The sequence below is a fragment of the Streptomyces sp. NBC_00568 genome (genome assembly GCF_026341855.1).
In the GTDB taxonomy this organism is placed as follows: Bacteria; Actinomycetota; Actinomycetes; order Streptomycetales; family Streptomycetaceae; genus Streptomyces.
This window is the reverse complement of the sequence record NZ_JAPENW010000001.1, coordinates 1,530,255-1,547,590: the sequence shown is the minus strand read 5'-3', so window position 1 is coordinate 1,547,590 and position 17,336 is coordinate 1,530,255. Positions and strand designations below refer to the sequence as shown.

General features: G+C 71.0%; 18 protein-coding genes. 9 read left to right on the top strand and 9 right to left on the bottom strand.

Annotated features, from left to right (window positions below):
• The first annotated feature begins 146 nt into the window (after positions 1 to 146).
• Positions 147 to 593, top strand: a complete 447-nt coding sequence (locus OOK38_RS06435) for a DUF2550 domain-containing protein (protein ID WP_266762838.1) — start codon at positions 147 to 149, stop codon at positions 591 to 593.
• A 316-nt stretch (positions 594 to 909) separates the two neighbouring features.
• Here OOK38_RS06435 and OOK38_RS06430 read toward each other — a convergent pair whose 3' ends face one another.
• From OOK38_RS06430 to OOK38_RS06420, 3 genes are all read right to left on the bottom strand, one after another.
• Entirely contained in the window at positions 910 to 2,748 is a 1,839-nt protein-coding gene (locus OOK38_RS06430) for a glycoside hydrolase family 18 chitinase (RefSeq protein ID WP_266762839.1), read from the bottom strand.
• A 218-nt stretch (positions 2,749 to 2,966) separates the two neighbouring features.
• Positions 2,967 to 3,608 (bottom strand): response regulator transcription factor, encoded by a 642-nt coding sequence (locus OOK38_RS06425; RefSeq protein WP_266762840.1) that lies wholly within the window; start codon positions 3,606 to 3,608, stop codon positions 2,967 to 2,969.
• Complete coding sequence (locus tag OOK38_RS06420; RefSeq protein ID WP_266762841.1) at positions 3,605 to 4,810, bottom strand: sensor histidine kinase; 1,206 nt, start codon at positions 4,808 to 4,810, stop codon at positions 3,605 to 3,607. The genes OOK38_RS06425 and OOK38_RS06420 overlap by 4 nt, the downstream gene beginning before the upstream one ends.
• Before the next feature lie 152 nt (positions 4,811 to 4,962).
• Between OOK38_RS06420 and OOK38_RS06415 the strand changes: the two genes are divergently transcribed.
• Positions 4,963 to 5,520 (top strand): hypothetical protein, encoded by a 558-nt coding sequence (locus tag OOK38_RS06415; RefSeq protein ID WP_266762842.1) that lies wholly within the window; start codon positions 4,963 to 4,965, stop codon positions 5,518 to 5,520.
• Positions 5,521 to 5,556: 36 nt separating this feature from the next.
• Entirely contained in the window at positions 5,557 to 5,985 is a 429-nt protein-coding gene (locus OOK38_RS06410; RefSeq protein WP_266762843.1) for a hypothetical protein, read from the top strand.
• 33 nt (positions 5,986 to 6,018) lie between these two features.
• On the opposite strand, the gene OOK38_RS06405 is transcribed toward OOK38_RS06410, so the two are convergent.
• Genes OOK38_RS06405 through OOK38_RS06395 form a run of 3 tightly spaced genes read right to left on the bottom strand, consistent with a single transcriptional unit; the run spans position 6,019 to position 8,150 of the window.
• Positions 6,019 to 6,591, bottom strand: a complete 573-nt coding sequence (locus OOK38_RS06405; RefSeq protein WP_266762844.1) for a cob(I)yrinic acid a,c-diamide adenosyltransferase — start codon at positions 6,589 to 6,591, stop codon at positions 6,019 to 6,021.
• Between the two features lie 13 nt (positions 6,592 to 6,604).
• Positions 6,605 to 7,354 carry an ABC transporter permease gene (locus OOK38_RS06400; protein WP_266762845.1) on the bottom strand — a complete coding sequence of 250 codons (750 nt, stop codon included), beginning with the start codon at positions 7,352 to 7,354 and terminating at the stop codon, positions 6,605 to 6,607.
• A gap of 13 nt (positions 7,355 to 7,367) precedes the next feature.
• Positions 7,368 to 8,150, bottom strand: a complete 783-nt coding sequence (locus OOK38_RS06395; protein ID WP_266762846.1) for an ABC transporter ATP-binding protein — start codon at positions 8,148 to 8,150, stop codon at positions 7,368 to 7,370.
• Positions 8,151 to 8,231: 81 nt separating this feature from the next.
• Here OOK38_RS06395 and OOK38_RS06390 point away from each other — a divergent pair, with 81 nt between their 5' ends.
• From OOK38_RS06390 to OOK38_RS06375, 4 genes are all read left to right on the top strand, one after another.
• Positions 8,232 to 8,873 (top strand): TetR/AcrR family transcriptional regulator, encoded by a 642-nt coding sequence (locus OOK38_RS06390; RefSeq protein ID WP_266762847.1) that lies wholly within the window; start codon positions 8,232 to 8,234, stop codon positions 8,871 to 8,873.
• 125 nt (positions 8,874 to 8,998) lie between these two features.
• Positions 8,999 to 9,847, top strand: coding sequence for a 3-hydroxyacyl-CoA dehydrogenase family protein (locus tag OOK38_RS06385; RefSeq protein ID WP_266762848.1), 849 nt, complete (start codon positions 8,999 to 9,001; stop codon positions 9,845 to 9,847).
• A 215-nt stretch (positions 9,848 to 10,062) separates the two neighbouring features.
• Complete coding sequence (locus tag OOK38_RS06380) at positions 10,063 to 10,386, top strand: STAS domain-containing protein (RefSeq protein WP_261707178.1); 324 nt, start codon at positions 10,063 to 10,065, stop codon at positions 10,384 to 10,386.
• A gap of 267 nt (positions 10,387 to 10,653) precedes the next feature.
• The gene (locus OOK38_RS06375; protein WP_266762849.1) at positions 10,654 to 13,188 is read left to right on the top strand and encodes an ATP-binding protein; all 2,535 of its coding nucleotides are present in this window, start codon (positions 10,654 to 10,656) and stop codon (positions 13,186 to 13,188) included.
• Positions 13,189 to 13,337: 149 nt separating this feature from the next.
• Here the strand turns inward: OOK38_RS06375 and nucS are convergent, their stop codons facing one another.
• The gene (nucS, locus tag OOK38_RS06370; protein ID WP_266762850.1) at positions 13,338 to 14,009 is read right to left on the bottom strand and encodes an endonuclease NucS; all 672 of its coding nucleotides are present in this window, start codon (positions 14,007 to 14,009) and stop codon (positions 13,338 to 13,340) included.
• Between the two features lie 354 nt (positions 14,010 to 14,363).
• On the opposite strand from nucS, the gene OOK38_RS06365 reads away from it, so the two are divergent.
• Positions 14,364 to 14,756 carry an SCO5389 family protein gene (locus OOK38_RS06365; RefSeq protein WP_266762851.1) on the top strand — a complete coding sequence of 131 codons (393 nt, stop codon included), beginning with the start codon at positions 14,364 to 14,366 and terminating at the stop codon, positions 14,754 to 14,756.
• Between the two features lie 104 nt (positions 14,757 to 14,860).
• Here the strand turns inward: OOK38_RS06365 and OOK38_RS06360 are convergent, their stop codons facing one another.
• Positions 14,861 to 15,889 carry an LLM class flavin-dependent oxidoreductase gene (locus OOK38_RS06360; RefSeq protein WP_266762852.1) on the bottom strand — a complete coding sequence of 343 codons (1,029 nt, stop codon included), beginning with the start codon at positions 15,887 to 15,889 and terminating at the stop codon, positions 14,861 to 14,863.
• Between the two features lie 221 nt (positions 15,890 to 16,110).
• Between OOK38_RS06360 and OOK38_RS06355 the strand changes: the two genes are divergently transcribed.
• Positions 16,111 to 16,443 (top strand): ATP/GTP-binding protein, encoded by a 333-nt coding sequence (locus OOK38_RS06355; RefSeq protein WP_266762853.1) that lies wholly within the window; start codon positions 16,111 to 16,113, stop codon positions 16,441 to 16,443.
• Between the two features lie 45 nt (positions 16,444 to 16,488).
• On the opposite strand, the gene OOK38_RS06350 is transcribed toward OOK38_RS06355, so the two are convergent.
• Positions 16,489 to 17,325 carry an ABC transporter permease subunit gene (locus OOK38_RS06350; RefSeq protein WP_266765853.1) on the bottom strand — a complete coding sequence of 279 codons (837 nt, stop codon included), beginning with the start codon at positions 17,323 to 17,325 and terminating at the stop codon, positions 16,489 to 16,491.
• Between the last annotated feature and the right edge of the window lie 11 nt (positions 17,326 to 17,336).

Here is a 17,336-nt window from a genome sequence, read left to right as displayed (position 1 = left end):
CCAGGCTTTTAGGCGCTGGGGGCGCACTGTGTGAAGCTTTGCCTCAGCCGCGGCTGGGACCGGATCACTCCGGCCCTGGCCGCGGCTGAGGCAAATCCGGAAGTTTTTCCTTTTCCGTTACCTAGGAGACGAGGAGGTCGGTGTCGATGGTCCTCGCTCTGACTGTGTGCGGAATCGTAGTGGCGCTCGTAGTGGTGGGGCTGTTCGTCTTCGGCCTCCGCCGCCGGCTGATCCAGCGTTCCGGTGGAACGTTCGACTGCAGTCTGCGCTGGGACGTCCCCGAGAAGGGCGACCCCAGCGGCAAGGGCTGGAGCTACGGCGTCGCCCGCTACAACGGTGACCGCATCGAGTGGTACCGCGTCTTCTCCTACGCCCCCCGCCCGCGCCGCGTCCTGGAACGCTCGGCGATCGAGGTGGCGGGCCGCCGTACCGCGGAGGGCGAGGAGGAGCTCGCGCTGCTCTCCGACGCGATCATCCTCGCCTGTCTCCATCGCGGTACGCGCCTCGAGCTGGCGATGAGCGAGGACGCGCTGACCGGATTCCTCGCCTGGCTGGAGGCGGCTCCGCCCGGACAACGGGTGAACGTCGCGTAGCGGCGTTCAGGGCCCCGTTGGGTGGGGGTCCCCCCGGCCGCGGAGCGGTTGGGGGAGGGTGAACGTCGCGTAGCGGCGTTCAGGGCCCCGTTGGGTGGGGGTCCCCCCGGCCGCGGAGCGGTTGGGGGAGGGTGAACGTCGCGTAGCGGCGTTCAGGGCCCCGTTGGGTGGGGGTCCCCCCGGCCGCGGAGCGGGTGGGGGAGGGTGAACGTCGCCTGATCCTCCCCCGGCCGTCGGGGCGTGCCGGGGGAGCCGAAAAGGACGCCGCGGACAGACCCGGAGGTCTGCCCGCGGCGGTCGTGCGGGGTGGTACGGGTCAGTTCAGGCCGCTGTTGATGGCGCTGACCAGTTCACCGTTGCTGGTGTCACCGCTGAACTCCCAGAAGAACGCGCCGCGGAGACCCTGGGTCTTGGCCCACGCCATCTTCGTTCCGATGGTGGTCGGGGTGTCGTACGACCACCAGTTGCTGCCGCAGTGGGCGTACGCCGTGCCGGCGATGGTGCCGGTGACGGGGCAGGACGTCTTGAGGACCTTGTAGTCCTCGTTGCCCGGCTCGTACGTTCCCGGCGCGGGACCGGTGGCGGTGCCGCCCGGGGCGTCCTGGGTGACGCCGGTCCAGCCGCGCCCGTAGAAGCCGATGCCGACCAGCAGCTTGCTGGCGGGCACGCCCTTGGACTTGAACTTGGCGATCGCGTCGGCCGTGGTGAACCCGGCCTGCGGGATGCCGCTGTACGAGGTGAGCGGGGAGTGCGGAGCGGTCGGACCGTCCGCGTCGAAGGCGCCGAAGAAGTCGTACGTCATCACGTTGTACCAGTCGACGTACTGCGCGGCGCCCGCGTAGTCGGCGGCGTCGACCTTTCCGCCCGAGGTGCCGTCGGCCGTGGTGGCGGCGGTGACCAGGTTGTTCGTGCCGAACTTGGCGCGCAGCGCCTGCATGAGGTTCTTGTAGGCCGCCGCACCGCTGGTGTCGCAGGTCAGGCCGCAGGCGTTCGGGTACTCCCAGTCGATGTCGATGCCGTCGAAGACATCGGCCCAGCGCGGGTCCTCGACCAGGTCGTAGCAGGACTGAGCGAAGGCCGCCGGGTTCTTGGCCGCCTCGCCGAAGCCGCCGGACCAGGTCCAGCCGCCGAAGGACCACAGCACCTTGATGTTCGGGTACTTGGCCTTCAGCTCACGCAGCTGGTTGAAGTTGCCGCGCAGCGGCTGGTCCCACGTGTCGGCGACGCCGCTGACCGCCTGGTCGGCGGTGAAGGCCTTGTCGTAGTCGGCGTAGGAGTCGCCGATCGCGCACTTGCCGCCGGTGACGTTGCCGAAGGCGTAGTTGATGTGCGTGATCTTCGAGGCCGAGCCGGACGTCACCAGGTTCTTGACGTTGTAGTTGCGGCCGTAGATGCCCCACTCGGTGAAGTAGCCGAGCTTGACGGTGTTGCCGGTGGGCGGCGGGTTGGTGCCGCCGCCGGTGGTGTGCACGGAGACCGCGCCGCTGACCGGACCGGTCTGGTCGGCGGTGTCACGGGCCTGGACCGTGTACGAGTAGTCGGTGCCGGCGGTCAGGCCGGTGTCCGTGTACGAGGTCGTCGTCACGGTCGCGACCTTGGAGCCGCCGCGCAGGACGTCGTAGTTCTTGACGCCCTTGTCGTCGGTGGCCGCGCTCCAGGAGAGCTTCACCGAGGTGTCGGTGATGGAGGAGGCGGTGGGGGTGCCGGGCGCGGAGGGCGCGTTGTCACCGGGGACGGTGGGGCCGCCGTCACAACTGCCGCCGTTCAGGGTGCAGTTGCTGGGGGAGCCGGAGCCCGCGCCGTTGAAGCCGAACGAGACGGAGGCGCCCGCGGCGAGGCTGCCGTTCCAGGACTTGTTCTTGGCGGTCCAGTGGGTGCCGGAGTTGGTGACGTCCGCGTCCCAGGCCGAGGTGACGGAGGTTCCGGAGGGGAAGTCCCACTCGATCGTCCACGAGCTGATGGCGGTGGTACCGGTGTTCTTGACGGTCCACTTGCCTTCGAAGCCGGTGCCCCAGTCCTGGGTCTTGGCGTACGTGGCGGTGGCGGTGGTGGCGGCCTGGGCGGGGCCCGCGAGGCCGACCAGGGCGGCGAGGGGGAGGAGCAGGGTGGTGAGCCCCGCCACGGTTCTGTGTCTGGCTCTCTGCCGGAAGCGCATGACGCCTCTCCTCTTTCGTCTGTTACCTCGGGGGTGCCGCAGGGGGTGGGGGACCGCGACCGTGCTCGGCCCGTGGGGGGCGTGCGCGCGCTCGCGCTCCGGCCGGCGACGCGCCCCCTGGGCTGGGGGTGTCGTGGGCATGTCTAAGCGCAGTGTGGCGAGAATAGAAAGGTCTGGACCACGGGTCAATAGGTCTGGACCAGTGCATCCAGTTCGACTCAGATCCCCAACTCCTGGGCGAGGACGGCCGCTTGGACCCGGCTGCGCAGTTCCAGCTTGCCCAGCAGTCGGCTGACGTGCGTCTTCACCGTCGCCTCCGCCATCTCGAGCCGCTTCGCGATCTCCGCGTTCGACAGCCCTTCACCCAGACAGGAAAGAACCTCGCGCTCGCGCCGGGTCAGCGCGTCCAGGACAGCCGGATCGGCGGTCGGCTCCCGTACGGGCTTCGCCGCGAACTCGGCGATCAGCCGGCGCGTGACGGCCGGCGCGATCAGACCCTCGCCGCGCGCCACCGTCCGGACCGCCTCCAGCAGAGACCGCGCGTCGGTGTTCTTCAGCAGGAAGCCGGACGCGCCCGCGCGCAGCGCCCCGAAGACGTACTCGTCGAGATCGAAGGTGGTCAGCACGAGGACGTCGGCGAGCCGGTCGGCGACCACCTGCCGAGTGGCGGAGACCCCGTCCAGACGCGGCATCTGCACATCCATCAGGACGAGATCCGGCCGCAGTTCGCGGGCGAGGGCCACCGCCCGCTCCCCGTCCGCCGCCTCACCGACCACCTCGATGTCGGGCGCGCTGCTCAGGATGAGGACGAGTCCGGCGCGTACCGCGGACTGGTCCTCGGCGACGAGGACACGGATCATGCTTCTTCTCCTCGGGTGACGGGTTCTCCCCGGGTGAGGGGCAGCGTGGCGCGCACGGTCCAGCTCCGGCCGGCGGAGGAGCCGCCGGGGCCCGCCTCGAAAGTGCCCCCGAGGAGCGCGGCCCGCTCCCGCATCCCGACGAGACCGGCTCCGGAACCGGGGGCGCGCGGACCGCCCCGGTCGCCGTACGGACTGGTGATCCGCACGGTCAGCGCGCCGTCCGCCCGGGTGAGCGCGACAGTCACCCGGCCCGGCGCGGCGTGCTTGAGGGCGTTGGTCAGGGACTCCTGGACGATCCGGTACGCGGCGAGCTCGACCGGCGCCGGCAGCCGCTCCCCGTGCGCGGCCTCCAGCGTCACGTCGAGTCCGTTGACGCGGGCGCCCGCGAGCAGCGCTTCGAGACCGTCGAGCGTGGGCGCCGCCGCTGGCTCCCGGTCGCCGCTGTCGTCGCGCAGGATGCCGATCAGCCGCCGCATCTCGGCGAGCCCCTCGACGCTGTTCTCCCGGATGACGGCGAGGGCGTCCTGCGAGGTCCTCGGGTCGTCGAGCGAGAGCGCTGCCGTGGAGTGGATGGCGATCGCCGAGAGATGGTTGGCGACCATGTCGTGCAACTCCCGTGCCATCCGGGCGCGTTCGGCCGTGACGGCCTGGGTCCGGTCGACCTCGGCGAGCAGGGCGGTCTGTTCGGCGCGCAGTCGCTCGGCGTCGGCGGTGTCACGGTGGTTGCGGACGATCCACCCGGTGGCGGCGGGGGTGAACGTCACCAGGCCGGTGAACGCCCCGATCAGCAGTCCCTCGGCTCTGTGCCAGGCGGCGACCGGCCACACCGTGGCGATCACCGTGACCAGCCCGGTGATCCGCGGGATGCGCCGGGCCGAACCGGGTGATCCGTACAGCACGGCCGCGTACACCAGGTCCGTGAACATCACGACGGTCGCGAGGTTGCCCCGCGTCAGCAGGTCCGCGACCAGGGCCAGGGTGCCGGTCAGCAGGGCGGTGCGCGGCCGGGAACGGCGGAACAGCTCGCAGCCGGACATCACGGCCAGCGGGACGAGCACCGCCCAGCCCTGGTCGACGCGCGCGAGCGCGTCGTCCGCCGTGCGGCTGTACAGGCCGACGCCCCACAGACAGAGTCCGCCGAGCAGCCCGCCTACGGCGATGCGGACGTCGTCGCGGTGCGGGCGGGGGAGTCGCGGGGCCATGAACCCATCCAACACGGCGGGCTGCGCCCCGGCCTCCCCGTCACGGGTGACCTGCCGCTGCATCGAAAGTCGCAGTCCGGCCTCGTCATCGCCGACGACGTAACGGGCGGCCGTGCCCGCGAGCCTGGAACGGTGAGCGAGAGGAGCGAACCGTGGTCGTCGGACTGATCATCGCCTGCGAGGTGGGCTTCTGGGTGCTGCTGGCGGCGGGCCTAGCCGTCCGTTACCTGCTGAAGTGGCGCCGTACGAGTGTCGCTCTGCTGCTGTGCGAGCCTCTCCTCGAACTGATCCTGTTCGCGGTGACGGCGGTCGATCTCAGAAACGGCGCCGAACCGGGCTGGGAACACGGCCTGGCCGCGCTGTACATCGGCTTCACCGTCGCCTACGGCCCGTACACGATCCGCCGGCTCGACGGCTACGCCGCCCACCGCCTCGCCGACGGCCCGCGCCCGCCGAAGCCACCCCGCCACAGCATGGCCCGCGCCGCCCACGAAGGCCGGCTCTGGCTGCGCACGGTACTCGCGGCCGCCGTCGCCTGCGCCCTGCTGGAGGGCGCCATCCGGTACGTCGGGGACGGTGACACCTCGTCCCTGCGCTCCTTTCAGTGGGTGTCGCTCAGGGCCGTCGTCATCCACGGCCTGGTCGCGCTGACCTACGTGATCTGGCCGAAGAAGGCGCCGACGGAGGCAGATGATATGGTCCGCCCTTGACATTTTGAACGCGTTCAACCGTGGGGGTGGGGTGCCGTGAGGAAGGTTTGGGTACTGGGCTGCTCCGCGGCGCCGGCCGCGCTCCTGGCGGGTCTCGTGGTCCTCGGCCACCTGTTCTCCGACGGGGCGGACCATCAGGAGGCGTCGTGCGAGGAGGCCCTCGCCTTCGCCGCGGCCCGCCTCCCCGCAGGGGCGAGCGACCAGGACTGCGAGTCGCACGGCGTGATGGACCGCGCCTACCGGGGCACGTTCCGCATGCCCCGCGCCGACGTCGCCGCCTGGGTGGCCGCCTCCTTCCCGGACCGGTCGGGCGCCGCCGACCCGGGGTGCGCGGCGGACCTCTGCGTGAACGTACGGCGGGACCCGATGGCGAAGACGACGAAAGGCGCCTACGGGATCGGGCTCGAAGTGACCTACGAGCCCGGCGCGGGCGCCCTCGTCAGCTTCGCCGCGTACGACTACTGAGCCGTCGGCGCTCCCCGGCCGGGGCGGCGTTTCTCAGCGTTCCCCACCGGGGACCCAGAGCACATCGCCCACTGCCTTGTTCGCCGTGCGTGCCAGGATGAACAGCAGGTCGGAGAGCCGGTTGAGGTAGGTGGCGGTGAGCGGGTTCATCGCCTCTCCGTGGACCTCCAGCGCCGCCCAGGTGGAGCGCTCGGCGCGGCGTACGACCGTGCACGCCTGGTGGAGGAGGGCCGCGCCGGTGGTGCCGCCGGGCAGGATGAAGGAGCGGAGCTTCTCCAGCCGCTCGTTGAAGAGGTCGCAGTCCGCCTCGAGCTTGTCGATGTAGAACTGCTCCACGCGCAGCGGCGGGTACTTCGGGTCCTCGACCACCGGCGTCGACAGATCCGCACCCACGTCGAACAGGTCGTTCTGGACGCGGGTGAGGACCTGGACGACCTCCGCCTCCAGGCCGCCCAGCGCGATCGCCGTACCGATCACCGCGTTCGCCTCGTTGGCGTCGGCGTACGCCGAGATCCGCAGATCGGTCTTGGCGACCCTGCTCATGTCACCGAGGGCGGTGGTGCCCTGGTCGCCGGTCCGGGTGTAGATGCGCGTCAGATTGACCATGGGGTCAGCCTAGTTAGGCCCCGGCCCTTCGGAAGACCCGTGTGCCCACCGTCACGGCGAGCGCGGCGAGGGAGAGAGCGACCAGCACGCCGTACAGCATGTGCGTGGTGGCGTACGAGCCGACGTAGGCGTCCCGCACCGCGTCCACCAGGTAGCGGAACGGCATCAGGTGCGAGAGGACGTCCAGCCAGCCGGGGGCCAGGGTCATCGGCAGCATCAGGCCGGACAGCAGCATGGACGGCATGGTCAGCGCGTTGACGGCCGGGCCGAACTCCTGGGGCGTACGGACCTTCAGGGCGAGGGCGTAGGACAGCGAGGCGAGCGAGACGGTCAGCAGGGCGACGAACGCGAAGCCGATCAGGACGCCCGCGAGCGGCGCGCGCAGACCCATCACGAGCGCCGCCAGGACGAGCAGTACCGCCTGGAGGACGAAGACGGCGGCGTCGCGCAGCACGCGCCCGAGCAGCAGCGCGAGGCGGCTCACGGGGGTGACCCGCATCCGCTCCACGATGCCCAGGTTCTTCTCGATGATGATCGTGAAGCCCGCGAACGCGGCGCCGAACAGGCCGAGTTGGAGCAGCAGCCCGGGGACCAGGACCTGCCAGGACGTGCCCCGGGCGCCGAGCGGCAGATCGGTGAGGAGCGGGCCGAAGAAGAGCAGGTAGAGCAGCGGCATCAGGACGCCGAAGAGCATCGCGAAGCGGGAACGCAGGGTCTGCCGGGCGTAACGCCCGCAGATCAGCGCGGTGTCGTGGAGAAGCATCGGTCGCTACGTCCTATACGGCTGAGGGGGCGGATCCGGCCGGCGTGGGGCGGCGGCCGGTGATGGTGAGGAACGTGTCCTGGAGGGTCGCGTCGAGGGAGCCGCCGTGGGCCAGCTTCAGCGCGGCGGGCGTGCCGTCGGCCACCACCACACCCCGGTCGACGATCACGAGCCGGTCGGCGAGCGCGTCGGCCTCGTCGAGGTAGTGGGTGGTCAGGAAGACCGTGGTGCCGTACGTGTCGCGCAGCCGGCGGACGAGGTCCCAGAGGTCGGCGCGGCTGCCGGGATCGAGGCCGGTCGTCGGTTCGTCGAGGAAGAGCACCTCGGGACGGTGGGTGAGGCCGAGCGCGATGTCGAGGCGTCGCCGCAGGCCCCCGGAGAGCGCGGCCGTTCGCCGGTCGAGCAGCTCGGTGAGGCCGAGCTCGTGCGCCAGCTCCTCGGCCCGCTCCACCGCCCGCGGCCTCGGCAGGCGGTAGAGCCGCCCCTGGGTGACGAGTTCCTCCCGCACCGTCACGTGCGGGTCGACGCCGCCCGACTGGGCCACGTAGCCGCAGGCGCGGCGCACTCCGGCCGGATCGCCGGCCAGGTCGCAGCCCGCGACGGTGGCCGCGCCGCCGGTGGGCGCGAGCAGGGTGGTGAGCATCCGGAGCGTGGTGGTCTTGCCCGCGCCGTTCGGGCCGAGGAAGCCGAGGATCTCACCGGGGCGCACCGTGAGGTCGATGCCGCGCACCGCCTCCACCGGGCCGCGCTTGGTCCGGAAGGTGCGGGCCAGACCGGCCGTGCTGATGATTGCCATGCCGTCCAGAAAAACAGAGTCCCTGTAATTTTGCAATGACTCCAAGATTTCAGGCGGTCCAGCGAAAGCTACGATGCGGACATGGCTGAGGGACTCAGGGAACGGAAGAAACGGCAGACCAGGCAGTACATCTCCGATGTCGCCACGGGACTGTTCCTGGAGCGGGGCTTCGACGCGGTGACGGTCGCGGAGGTCGCGGACGCCGCGAACGTCTCCGTGAACACCGTCTACAACTACTTCCCGGCCAAGGAGGACCTCTTCCTCGACCGCTCCAAGGGTCTCGTCGACCGGCTGGCCCGCTGGGTGCGCGGCCGCCCGAAGGGCGAGTCCGCCGCCGCCGCCGTCCTGCGCGAACTGCGCGAAGAGGTCGAGGCGGTTTCGCCCCGACTCGGCCTGATGGTGGATTATGCCCGCTTCATGCAGGTCATCCACGAGGCTCCCGCGCTCCGTTCGCGGCTGTGGGCGATCGGGCAGGAGATCCTCGTCAACCTGGAGGAGGCGCTGCGCGAGGAGACGGGCGCGCCGCCCGAGGACTCGCTGCCGGGCCTCGTGGCCGGCCAGATCAACTGGGTGCACCAGACCGTCATGTCGGCCATCGGCCGCGAGATGATGGCCGGTCGAAATCCGGACGAAGTGTCACGAGAGATCCTGGTGCTCCTCGACGACATGGAGGACCTGTTGAGCCGGAAGGTCCTCAACTACGCCGTACGGGCGGTCGAATGACCCGCGTCGGTGTGACGTCCGTCAGATGAGACGTGACGCGCATTACTTACCGGTCACACAGGCCCTCACGGACGCTAGGGTCCGCCGAAAGAGCCAACTCAAGCAGTGGATAAAGGGGAGTCGGAGTGGCACGGAAGCTCGCCGTCATCGGAGCCGGACTCATGGGGTCCGGTATTGCCCAGGTCTCCGCACAGGCGGGCTGGGACGTCGTCCTGCGCGATGTCACCGACGAGGCACTGAACCGAGGCCTCGACGGCATCAAGGCCTCGTACGACAAGTTCGTGAGCAAGGGCAAGCTGGAAGCCGCGGACGCGGAGGCGGCGCTCGCGCGCATCACGGCGACCACCGATCTGGACGCGGCCGCCGACGCGGACATCGTCGTCGAGGCGGTCTTCGAGAAGCTCGAGGTCAAGCACGAGATCTTCCAGGCCCTCGACAAGATCGTCCGCCCCGACACCGTGCTCGCCTCCAACACCTCCGCGATCCCGATCACCAAGATCGCGGCGGCCACCGAGCGCCCGGAGCGGGTCGTCGGCGTGCACTTCTTCTCGCCGGTGCCGATGATGCAGCTCGTCGAGCTGGTCCGCGGCTACAAGACGAGCGACGAAACGCTCGCCACCGCGCGGGAGTTCAGCGAGTCCGTCGGCAAGACCTGCATCGTCGTGAACCGTGACGTCGCCGGTTTCGTGACCACCCGTCTCATCTCGGCCCTCGTCGTCGAGGCGACGAAGCTGTACGAGTCGGGCGTGGCCACCGCCGAGGACATCGACCTCGCCTGCCGGCTGGGCTTCGGCCACGCCATGGGCCCCCTGGCCACCGCCGACCTCACGGGCGTCGACATCCTGCTGCACGCCACCGGCAACATCTACACCGAGACCCAGGACGAGAAGTTCGCGCCGCCGGAGCTGATGCGCCGGATGGTTGACGCCGGTGACATCGGGCGCAAGAGCGGGCAGGGCTTCTACAAGCACTGAATGATCACGCGGCGACCGGAAACCGGTCGCCGCATCCGTCACGGAAGCCGCACGCGCCTCTCGGGTGTCACCCCATGAGGTGAATTCGGTATCGGTTCGCTTACAGACGGCAACCTCTGCGGCCCTCAGGCAGTCAGACCATGCACAACATGCAGACGCGAAGACGCGGAAACAGACACACGCGGAGTTACGAGACGCATTCTCGGGGAGCGCATATGTACATCAGGGGCGACCACGCCGAGCTGGTCGTCGGGGGCCGCCTCGACGTACGCAGCGCGGCGGACGCCCGTACGGTCCTGCACTCGGCCGTCGACGACGGAGCCGGCGACCTGGTGCTGGACCTGTCCGAGCTGGACTCCTGGGACGCCACCGGCCTCGGTGTCATCATGGGGGCCCACCGACGCGCCGGGCGGTGCGGCCGACGGCTCGTGCTGCGCGGCGTACCACCACAGATGCAGCGCCTGCTGGTGGCCACCAGGCTGCACCGGATCCTGGCGATCGAGGGTGGTATCGGGGTCGAGTCCCTGCCCCGGGTGTGATCCGAGCGCGCCCTACTCGCTCCGCGTGTGCGACCGCGTACGCGCCCTGACCGGCGTACGAAGCGCACCACGTGCACAATCCTCACGAAGCTGTGACGGTTCGGACGGCGCGGTACCCCGCCTGTTCGGAGATACTGTGCGAAGGTTTAGGGTTCGGCTGCCCGCCGACCGAAACCCTACGAGCGGGCACCGGACCAGAAGCGACAGAGCGGTGTGCAGCAAGGCCGGGAGGGCATCGGCACACGACGCTTTTGGGGGGCTTGGAACATGGACCCGAACAACCGGGATTCCGAAGAGTACGGTCATGACGACGACGGCCAGGCGCCTCGCCCGCGCCCGCCGCGCGACCCACTGGCCGCCGACCTGAGCCAGCACAAGCCCGTGCTCGCCCGCACGGTCCAGCTCGTCACGGGCGACTTCCTGCTCACGGTCAACCCCGTCGACGGCAGCGAGATAGAGAACTGCCCGCCGCACGAGCGACCGCAGCCGCCGGTCAAGCACGGCGCCGCCGAACGCGCCGAACTGGCCCGCGCGGCCCGGCCGCCCGCTCCGGCCGGCCCGGCACAGCCCCGGCTGCCGCTCCTGGAACGCCAGGAGGAGCGCGAGCGGCTCGTACGCCTCCTCGCGCGCGGGCGCTCGGTGCGGCTCACCGGCCCGTCGGGCTCCGGCCGGACCGTCCTGCTCGACGCCGTCGCCGACGACTGCGCGGACCTCGCCCCCGACGGCGTGATCCGCCTCTCCGGCTACCGGCGCACGGCGAGCGACCTGCTGTACGACCTCTTCACCGCCGTCTACGAAGCCCCGCTGTACCGCCCGGACCGCGACGAACTGCTCCGGCTCGTCCACGAGATCGGCGCGGTCGTCGTCCTCGACGACGCGGAGATCGGCGGCAGCGCGCTCGACGAGCTGCTCGACGCCACCCCCGAGTGCGCCTTCGTGATCGCCGCCACCCCCGGCATACCGGCCCCGTCCGCCGACGCGGGCCTCGACGAGGTCGTTCTCGGCGGCCTCGACCGCAGCGGCGGTCTCGAACTGCTGGAGCGCGCCGTCGGGCGCGTCCTGACCGAGGACGAGTCGAACTGGGCGGGCGACCTCTGGTTCGAGTCCGAGGGACTGCCCCTGCGCTTCATGCAGGCCGGAGCGCTGCTGCGGCAGCGCGACCGGCTGCAGGCCAGCGAGGAGGCCTTCGACGAGTACGGCGTCTTCCAGGAGGCCCCGGTCGACGCGCCCTTCGAGGCCGGTGACGGCCACGACGTGCCGCTGCCCTCCCTCGCCGAAGGCGCCGCGCCCGCCGCGCTGCTCGCCTCCCGGCTGAGCGACTCGGCGCGCGCCACCCTGCGCTTCGCCGTCGCGCTCGGCGGCGAGGTGCCCCACCAGGCCCACCTGCCCGCGCTCGTGGGCGACACCCACGCCGACGCCGCGCTCGCCGAACTGGCGGGCAGCGCGCTGGTCTCCCCGGTCGGCTCCCGCTACCGGCTCGCCGCCGGAGTGCAGGCCCAACTGGAGGCGTCCGGATACGCGGACACCCTCGAGGACCAGGCGCTCGCCGCCGCCCAGCACTACACCTGGTGGGCCGGCCACCCCTCGGTCACCCCGGAGCGGGTCTGCGCCGAGGCCGACGCGCTGCTCGCCGCCCTGAACGTGCTCGTCCCGGTCACCACAGCCCCGCTGGACGAGCAGGACGAGACCGTCACCGTCCAGCTGGCCCGCACGGCCGCGCCCGCCTTCGCCGCGGGACAGCACTGGAGCGCCTGGGAGCGCGCCCTGCGCTTCGGCGCCGAGGCCTCCCAGCTGTCCGGCGAGGTCGGGGAACAGGCCTATTTCCACCACGAGTTGGGGATCCTCGCGCTCTGCGGCGGCCAGCTGGACCGGTCCCGCACCGATCTGGAGGCCGCCATCGCCCTGCGTGGCGCCCTCGCCGACAAGCGCGGCACCACCGCCGGCCGCCGCGCCCTCGCGCTGGTCGCCGACCGCTCCGGAACCCTGCACAGCGCCGGCGGGCGCACCCCGGCGGGCGAAGAGGTGCCCGACGCGCGCCACGAGGAGTCGATGTCGCCTCCCGGCGGTGTGCCGGCCGCCTTCCCCCGGACCGACCCGTCCGGCGACGGTGTGACGGTGCTCGCCTCCGGTCCCGGCACCCCCGGGACGAAGCGGCAGGGGGTCGCGGGCCGGCTGGTCACCGGCACCCGGCGCAATCTGGTGGCCGCGGGCGCGGGCGCGCTCCTGGTCGCCGTCCTGGGCACCGTGGTGACCCTCGGCGCGACCTCGGACCACAGCGACGACACCCCGTCCGAGAAGGTCGGCGTCAACCCGTCGGTCACCCAGGGCAGCCAGGACGACAGCCTGGGCGCGGACAAGGCGAAGAAGGGCGACGACTCCGCCACCGGCGCCGTGGCCACGCCCACCGACCCGGGGCCGGACGGAACGTACGGCACCTCGGACGATCCGACGCCCCCGGCCACGGCGGGCCAGGAGCCGTCCGCAGGTCCGAGCGGGACACACACCTCGGGCAAGCCCTCGAAGTCGCCGTCCAAGTCGCCCTCGAAGTCGCCGACGACCAAGCCGTCGTCGTCCCCCACGAGGTCGCCGAGCGGTTCGCCGTCCTCGTCCCCCACGAGGTCGCCGTCGGGTTCGCCGTCCACGTCTCCGTCGGCCAGCACCTCGACGAGCCCGTCCACCTCGGACGCCGCGAGCGGCCCGGTGTCGAGCAGCGCGCCGGCGAGCACGTCGGTGAGTGTGCCGGAGAACAGCGGGCCGGCGGGCAGCGACATCGCCACGTCGCCGGGCGGCGCGCTGATCTGACCGCCCGAGGGCGGTGATCCGACCGTACGGGACGAGAGAGGGCCGGGTCCGTCGTCGGACCCGGCCCTCTCCCGCGCCGGTCGTACGTGGTGCCGGAGCGGGTCCGGCGGCCGTCGTGCGGGCCGCGGAGCCCGCGGACCGTCGTGGGGTCAGAACAACCGGAGCTTGTCGTCCTCGATGCCGCGCAGGGCGTCGTAGTCCAGGACCGCGCAGCCGATGCCGCGGTCGGTGGCGAGGACGCGGGCCTGCGGCTTGATCTCCTGGGCGGCGAAGATGCCGCGGACCGGCGCGAGGTGCGGGTCGCGGTTCAACAGCTCCAGGTAGCGCGTGAGTTGCTCCACGCCGTCGATCTCGCCGCGTCGCTTGATCTCCACGGCGACGGTCCGGCCCTCGGCGTCCCGGCACAGGATGTCGACCGGGCCGATGGCCGTCATGTACTCACGGCGGATGAGGGAGTAGCCCTCGCCGAGCGTCTCGATGCGGTCGGCGAGCAGCTCCTGGAGGTGCGCTTCCACGCCGTCCTTGATCAGGCCGGGATCCACGCCGAGTTCGTGCGAGGAGTCGTGGAGGATCTCCTCCATCGTGATGATGAGCTTCTCGCCCGCCTTGTTGATGACGGTCCAGGTGCCTTCCTCGTCGCCGGCCCCCTCCTTCAGCGTGCAGGGCGGCGACATCCAGTTGAGGGGCTTGTAGGCCCGGTCGTCCGCGTGGATCGAGACGCTTCCGTCCGCCTTCACGAGGATGAGGCGAGGGGCCGACGGGAGATGGGCGGTGAGCCGGCCCGCGTAGTCCACGGAACAGCGGGCAATGACGAGACGCATGGTCGGCAACGCTACTCGACCGGCGGTGGTGCACGCGATTCTCCCGCCCGACCCGGTGGCCCCACCCGACGGAGAAGCCACGGTTCGCCCCTTTTGTGCTCCCGTCTCCCGTCTTGGCGCGCGACCGGTGTTTTCGCGGGTCACCCCATTGATCCTGAAGGTTCCCTGTTCGGTCGTGGCTGATTGTCGGCCTACTAGGCGTTCGCTATGTGCGCATTCTCCTGGTGCCGTTACCTGGCGATGCTTACCGTATGAACGGGAGGTCGCGATGCGTGTACTCAGCGTGTTCGATATCGCGAATTCCCCATCCCTGTCCGGCAACCCCCGAGGTATGGGGGTGCGAGAGGAGAACCCATGTCGCTCGACGTCTCACCGGCCCTACTCCAACAGGCCGAGCGAGGCGAGGTCGATGAAGCTGAATTCGTCGACTGCGTCCGGACCTCCCTGCCCTACGCATGGGAGATGATCAGCTCCCTGGTGGCCCAGCTGAAGGTGGACGGCGGCAACTTCGCCGACAACCAGACGCCCCCGCCGGACGAGCAGGCACGTGGCCAGCTGCTGCGTGCGCTCGCGAGTGACGCGATACGCGGCGCGCTGCAGCGGCACTTCGGAGTGCGGCTGGCCTTCCAGAACTGCCACCGGGTGGCGGTGTTCCCGCTGGACGACTCGGTGGACGACACGCTGGCACGCTTCACCTCGGTCCGCAGTCAGCTGCTGAACCAGTCCCCGGAATTCAGGGACTGCTGACGCACTGATGCCGCATTGCTTGCCGCTCCGTACGCGGGAGGTGCATTGGTACTGGGGCGGCAAGCTCCCCGCGTGCCCGGCCCGCTGGGCCGGACTTCGCGCGGTCACCCGAGGTGGGGCAGCACCTCGGCCCCCAGCCGTCGTACGTTCTCCTCGGTCGCCGCCAGGTCGCCCGATCCCTCGACGAGCAGGGCGAAACGCGAGATGCCGGTCCGCTCCGAGGTCGCCGCGAGCCGGTCGGCGCACAGCCGCGGCGTGCCCACCGGATGCAGCCCGCAGAGCAGTTCGGTGTACGCCACCGGGTCCCGCATCGAGCGGGGGCGGCCGTCCACCGTCACATGGGCGTCCAGGCCCTGCCTCAGCCAGCCCGGCATCGCCTTGACGAGCGTCTCGACGGCGTCGGTGCGGCGGTCCGCGATCTGGCAGACACCGGCGGAGACATGGGCGGCCGCGAGGATCTCGTCCGTCGGGCGGCCCGCCGCGCGCGCGTGCTGCCGCCACAGCGCGACCATTTCGGCCTTCTCCTCGTCCCCCACGTGCATGCCGAGAAGCATCGGCAGCCCGCGCTCGGCGGCGAGCCGGACGCTCGCCGGTGAGGTGCACGCGACGACGACCTCGGGACCCGGGGCGCCGCTCAGCGCCTCCGACGGGCGCGGGACGACGGGGACTTCACGGAACGAGAACCGCTCGGAGGTGCCGGCGACGGACGGCTCGCGCAGCCATTGCATCAGCAGATCGAGCGATTCCGGGAACCCTTGTTCGTATGCGGCGAGGCCCGCGCCGAAAACCTCCAGATCGACCCAGGGGCCGCCGCGTCCCACGCCCAGCGAGAACCGTCCGCCGGACATCATGTGCAGCAGTGCGGCCTGCTCGCCGAGCGCCACGGGGTGCACGGTGGGCAGCACGCTGACCGCGGTGCCGACCCGGATCCGGCTGGTGCGGCCGAGCAGATACGCGGCGAGTGTGACGGCCGACGGGCATGTCCCGTACGGCACGAAGTGGTGCTCGGCCAGCCAGACGGTGTCGAGCCCGGCCTCCTCGGCGGCCTCGGCCGACCGCGCCGCGCGGTGCAGGGCCTCCCCCTGGCCCTGTCCAGGGAACTGGGCGGCCAGTACAAAGCTTCCAACGTGCATCGAACTTCCTGCTTCCTCGGCTCCGACACGGAGCTCCCCCGCCCGGCATAACCGCGTGACACGTGCCGAAGACACGGCCTTGCGGAGAGATTTGCGGATTGTCTGGGAATTGGGCTGTCCGATGGGGGATCTGCGCGGGTCGCTGGAGTACGCGTACCCCTGTGCCCGCCGCGTAGGCTGGACGTGATCCCTGCCCCCTGTATAGCTCCGTGAGGTGTCCCTTGTCCCCGCGTCGCAACCGTCCGAAGGACGCCGGATCGTCCGGCAGGAGCGGCGGGGAGGACCCGTCGGACCGTTACGGCGGCTGGCAGTCCACGGAGAGCTGGCAGGGCGAGGAGTGGAGCGTGCGCCATGTGGCGGGCGCGAGCGCACAGGGCAAGACCTACCGCTGCCCCGGCTGCGACCAGTTGATCCCGTCCGGGGTTCCGCACGTGGTGGCCTGGCCGGAGCACTCGGGCGTCGACGAGCGTCGGCACTGGCACAAGGCCTGCTGGAACGCGAAGGACCGCCGCACCTCGCGGGTGCAGCGGTCCCGTAACGCGCCCAGGTTCTAGGCGACTCAGGCGGTCCGGCCTCGTACCGTCCGGCCGGCGCGGTCGTCACACGTCCCGGCGCTCCAGGAGCACGAAGGCGCCGATGACCGCCGCCGCCGTCACTCCGGCGAGGAAGCCGAGCTGCGCTCCGCCGTTGCCGTTCTCGCTGTCCAGGCGGAAGACATGGGCGAGGGCGTTGGGGGCGGCGTACTCCTGCATCTTCTCGCCGATCGTGCGCAGGCTCTCGGACATCATCAGGAACGCGGGCATGATCGCGGGCAGCAGCACGACGCCGAGCATCGTGGTGATCGCGCCCGCCGAGTGACGCAGCATCGAGCCCACCGCGAGGGCGAGCACGCCGAGCAGCGAGACGTACAGCGCGCCCATCAAGACGGTGCCGCCCCAGGGGACCTCGGAAGCCTCGCCGGAGGCGTCGCTGTGCATTCCCTCGGTGAACAGGCCGACGAGCCCGATCGCGAAGGCCGAGACGGCGAACGCTACCGCGAAGAAGATGATCAGCTTCGCGGCGAGCACCCGGTGCCGCTGCGGCGAGGCCGTGAACGTCGTACGGATCATGCCCGTGCCGTACTCGGAGGAGACCACCAGCACGCCCAGCGTGATCAGGCAGATCTGTCCCAGCATCAGCCCGAAGAACGCGGGGATCGTGTACGGCGTGTCCCCGAAGTCCTCGTTCGTGGTCTGCGCGGCGACCAGGAAGCCGATGCCGATCACCAGGAGCAGGAAGGTGCCGAGCGTCCACATCGTGGAGCGCACCGACTTGATCTTCGTCCACTCGGAGTTGAGCGCGTGCCCGAGGTGGGTGCGGGTGACGGGGATCGGCGAGGTGTACGAAGCTCCGGGCGGCGCCTGCCAGTCGGGGGCAGCGGCGGCCTGCTGCGGCATCGGGGGCTGGG

Bases quoted from the DNA above. Each gene is read 5' to 3' on its own strand.
- OOK38_RS06435 (WP_266762838.1), top strand. From the start codon at position 147: ATGGTCCTCGCTCTGACTGTGTGCGGAATCGTAGTGGCGCTCGTAGTG.
- OOK38_RS06430 (WP_266762839.1), bottom strand. From the start codon at position 2,748: ATGCGCTTCCGGCAGAGAGCCAGACACAGAACCGTGGCGGGGCTCACC.
- OOK38_RS06425 (WP_266762840.1), bottom strand. From the start codon at position 3,608: ATGATCCGTGTCCTCGTCGCCGAGGACCAGTCCGCGGTACGCGCCGGA.
- OOK38_RS06420 (WP_266762841.1), bottom strand. From the start codon at position 4,810: ATGGCCCCGCGACTCCCCCGCCCGCACCGCGACGACGTCCGCATCGCC.
- OOK38_RS06405 (WP_266762844.1), bottom strand. From the start codon at position 6,591: ATGGTCAATCTGACGCGCATCTACACCCGGACCGGCGACCAGGGCACC.
- OOK38_RS06400 (WP_266762845.1), bottom strand. From the start codon at position 7,354: ATGCTTCTCCACGACACCGCGCTGATCTGCGGGCGTTACGCCCGGCAG.
- OOK38_RS06395 (WP_266762846.1), bottom strand. From the start codon at position 8,150: ATGGCAATCATCAGCACGGCCGGTCTGGCCCGCACCTTCCGGACCAAG.
- OOK38_RS06390 (WP_266762847.1), top strand. From the start codon at position 8,232: ATGGCTGAGGGACTCAGGGAACGGAAGAAACGGCAGACCAGGCAGTAC.
- OOK38_RS06380 (WP_261707178.1), top strand. From the start codon at position 10,063: ATGTACATCAGGGGCGACCACGCCGAGCTGGTCGTCGGGGGCCGCCTC.
- OOK38_RS06375 (WP_266762849.1), top strand. From the start codon at position 10,654: ATGGACCCGAACAACCGGGATTCCGAAGAGTACGGTCATGACGACGAC.
- nucS (WP_266762850.1), bottom strand. From the start codon at position 14,009: ATGCGTCTCGTCATTGCCCGCTGTTCCGTGGACTACGCGGGCCGGCTC.
- OOK38_RS06365 (WP_266762851.1), top strand. From the start codon at position 14,364: ATGTCGCTCGACGTCTCACCGGCCCTACTCCAACAGGCCGAGCGAGGC.
- OOK38_RS06360 (WP_266762852.1), bottom strand. From the start codon at position 15,889: ATGCACGTTGGAAGCTTTGTACTGGCCGCCCAGTTCCCTGGACAGGGC.
- OOK38_RS06350 (WP_266765853.1), bottom strand. From the start codon at position 17,325: ATGCCGCAGCAGGCCGCCGCTGCCCCCGACTGGCAGGCGCCGCCCGGA.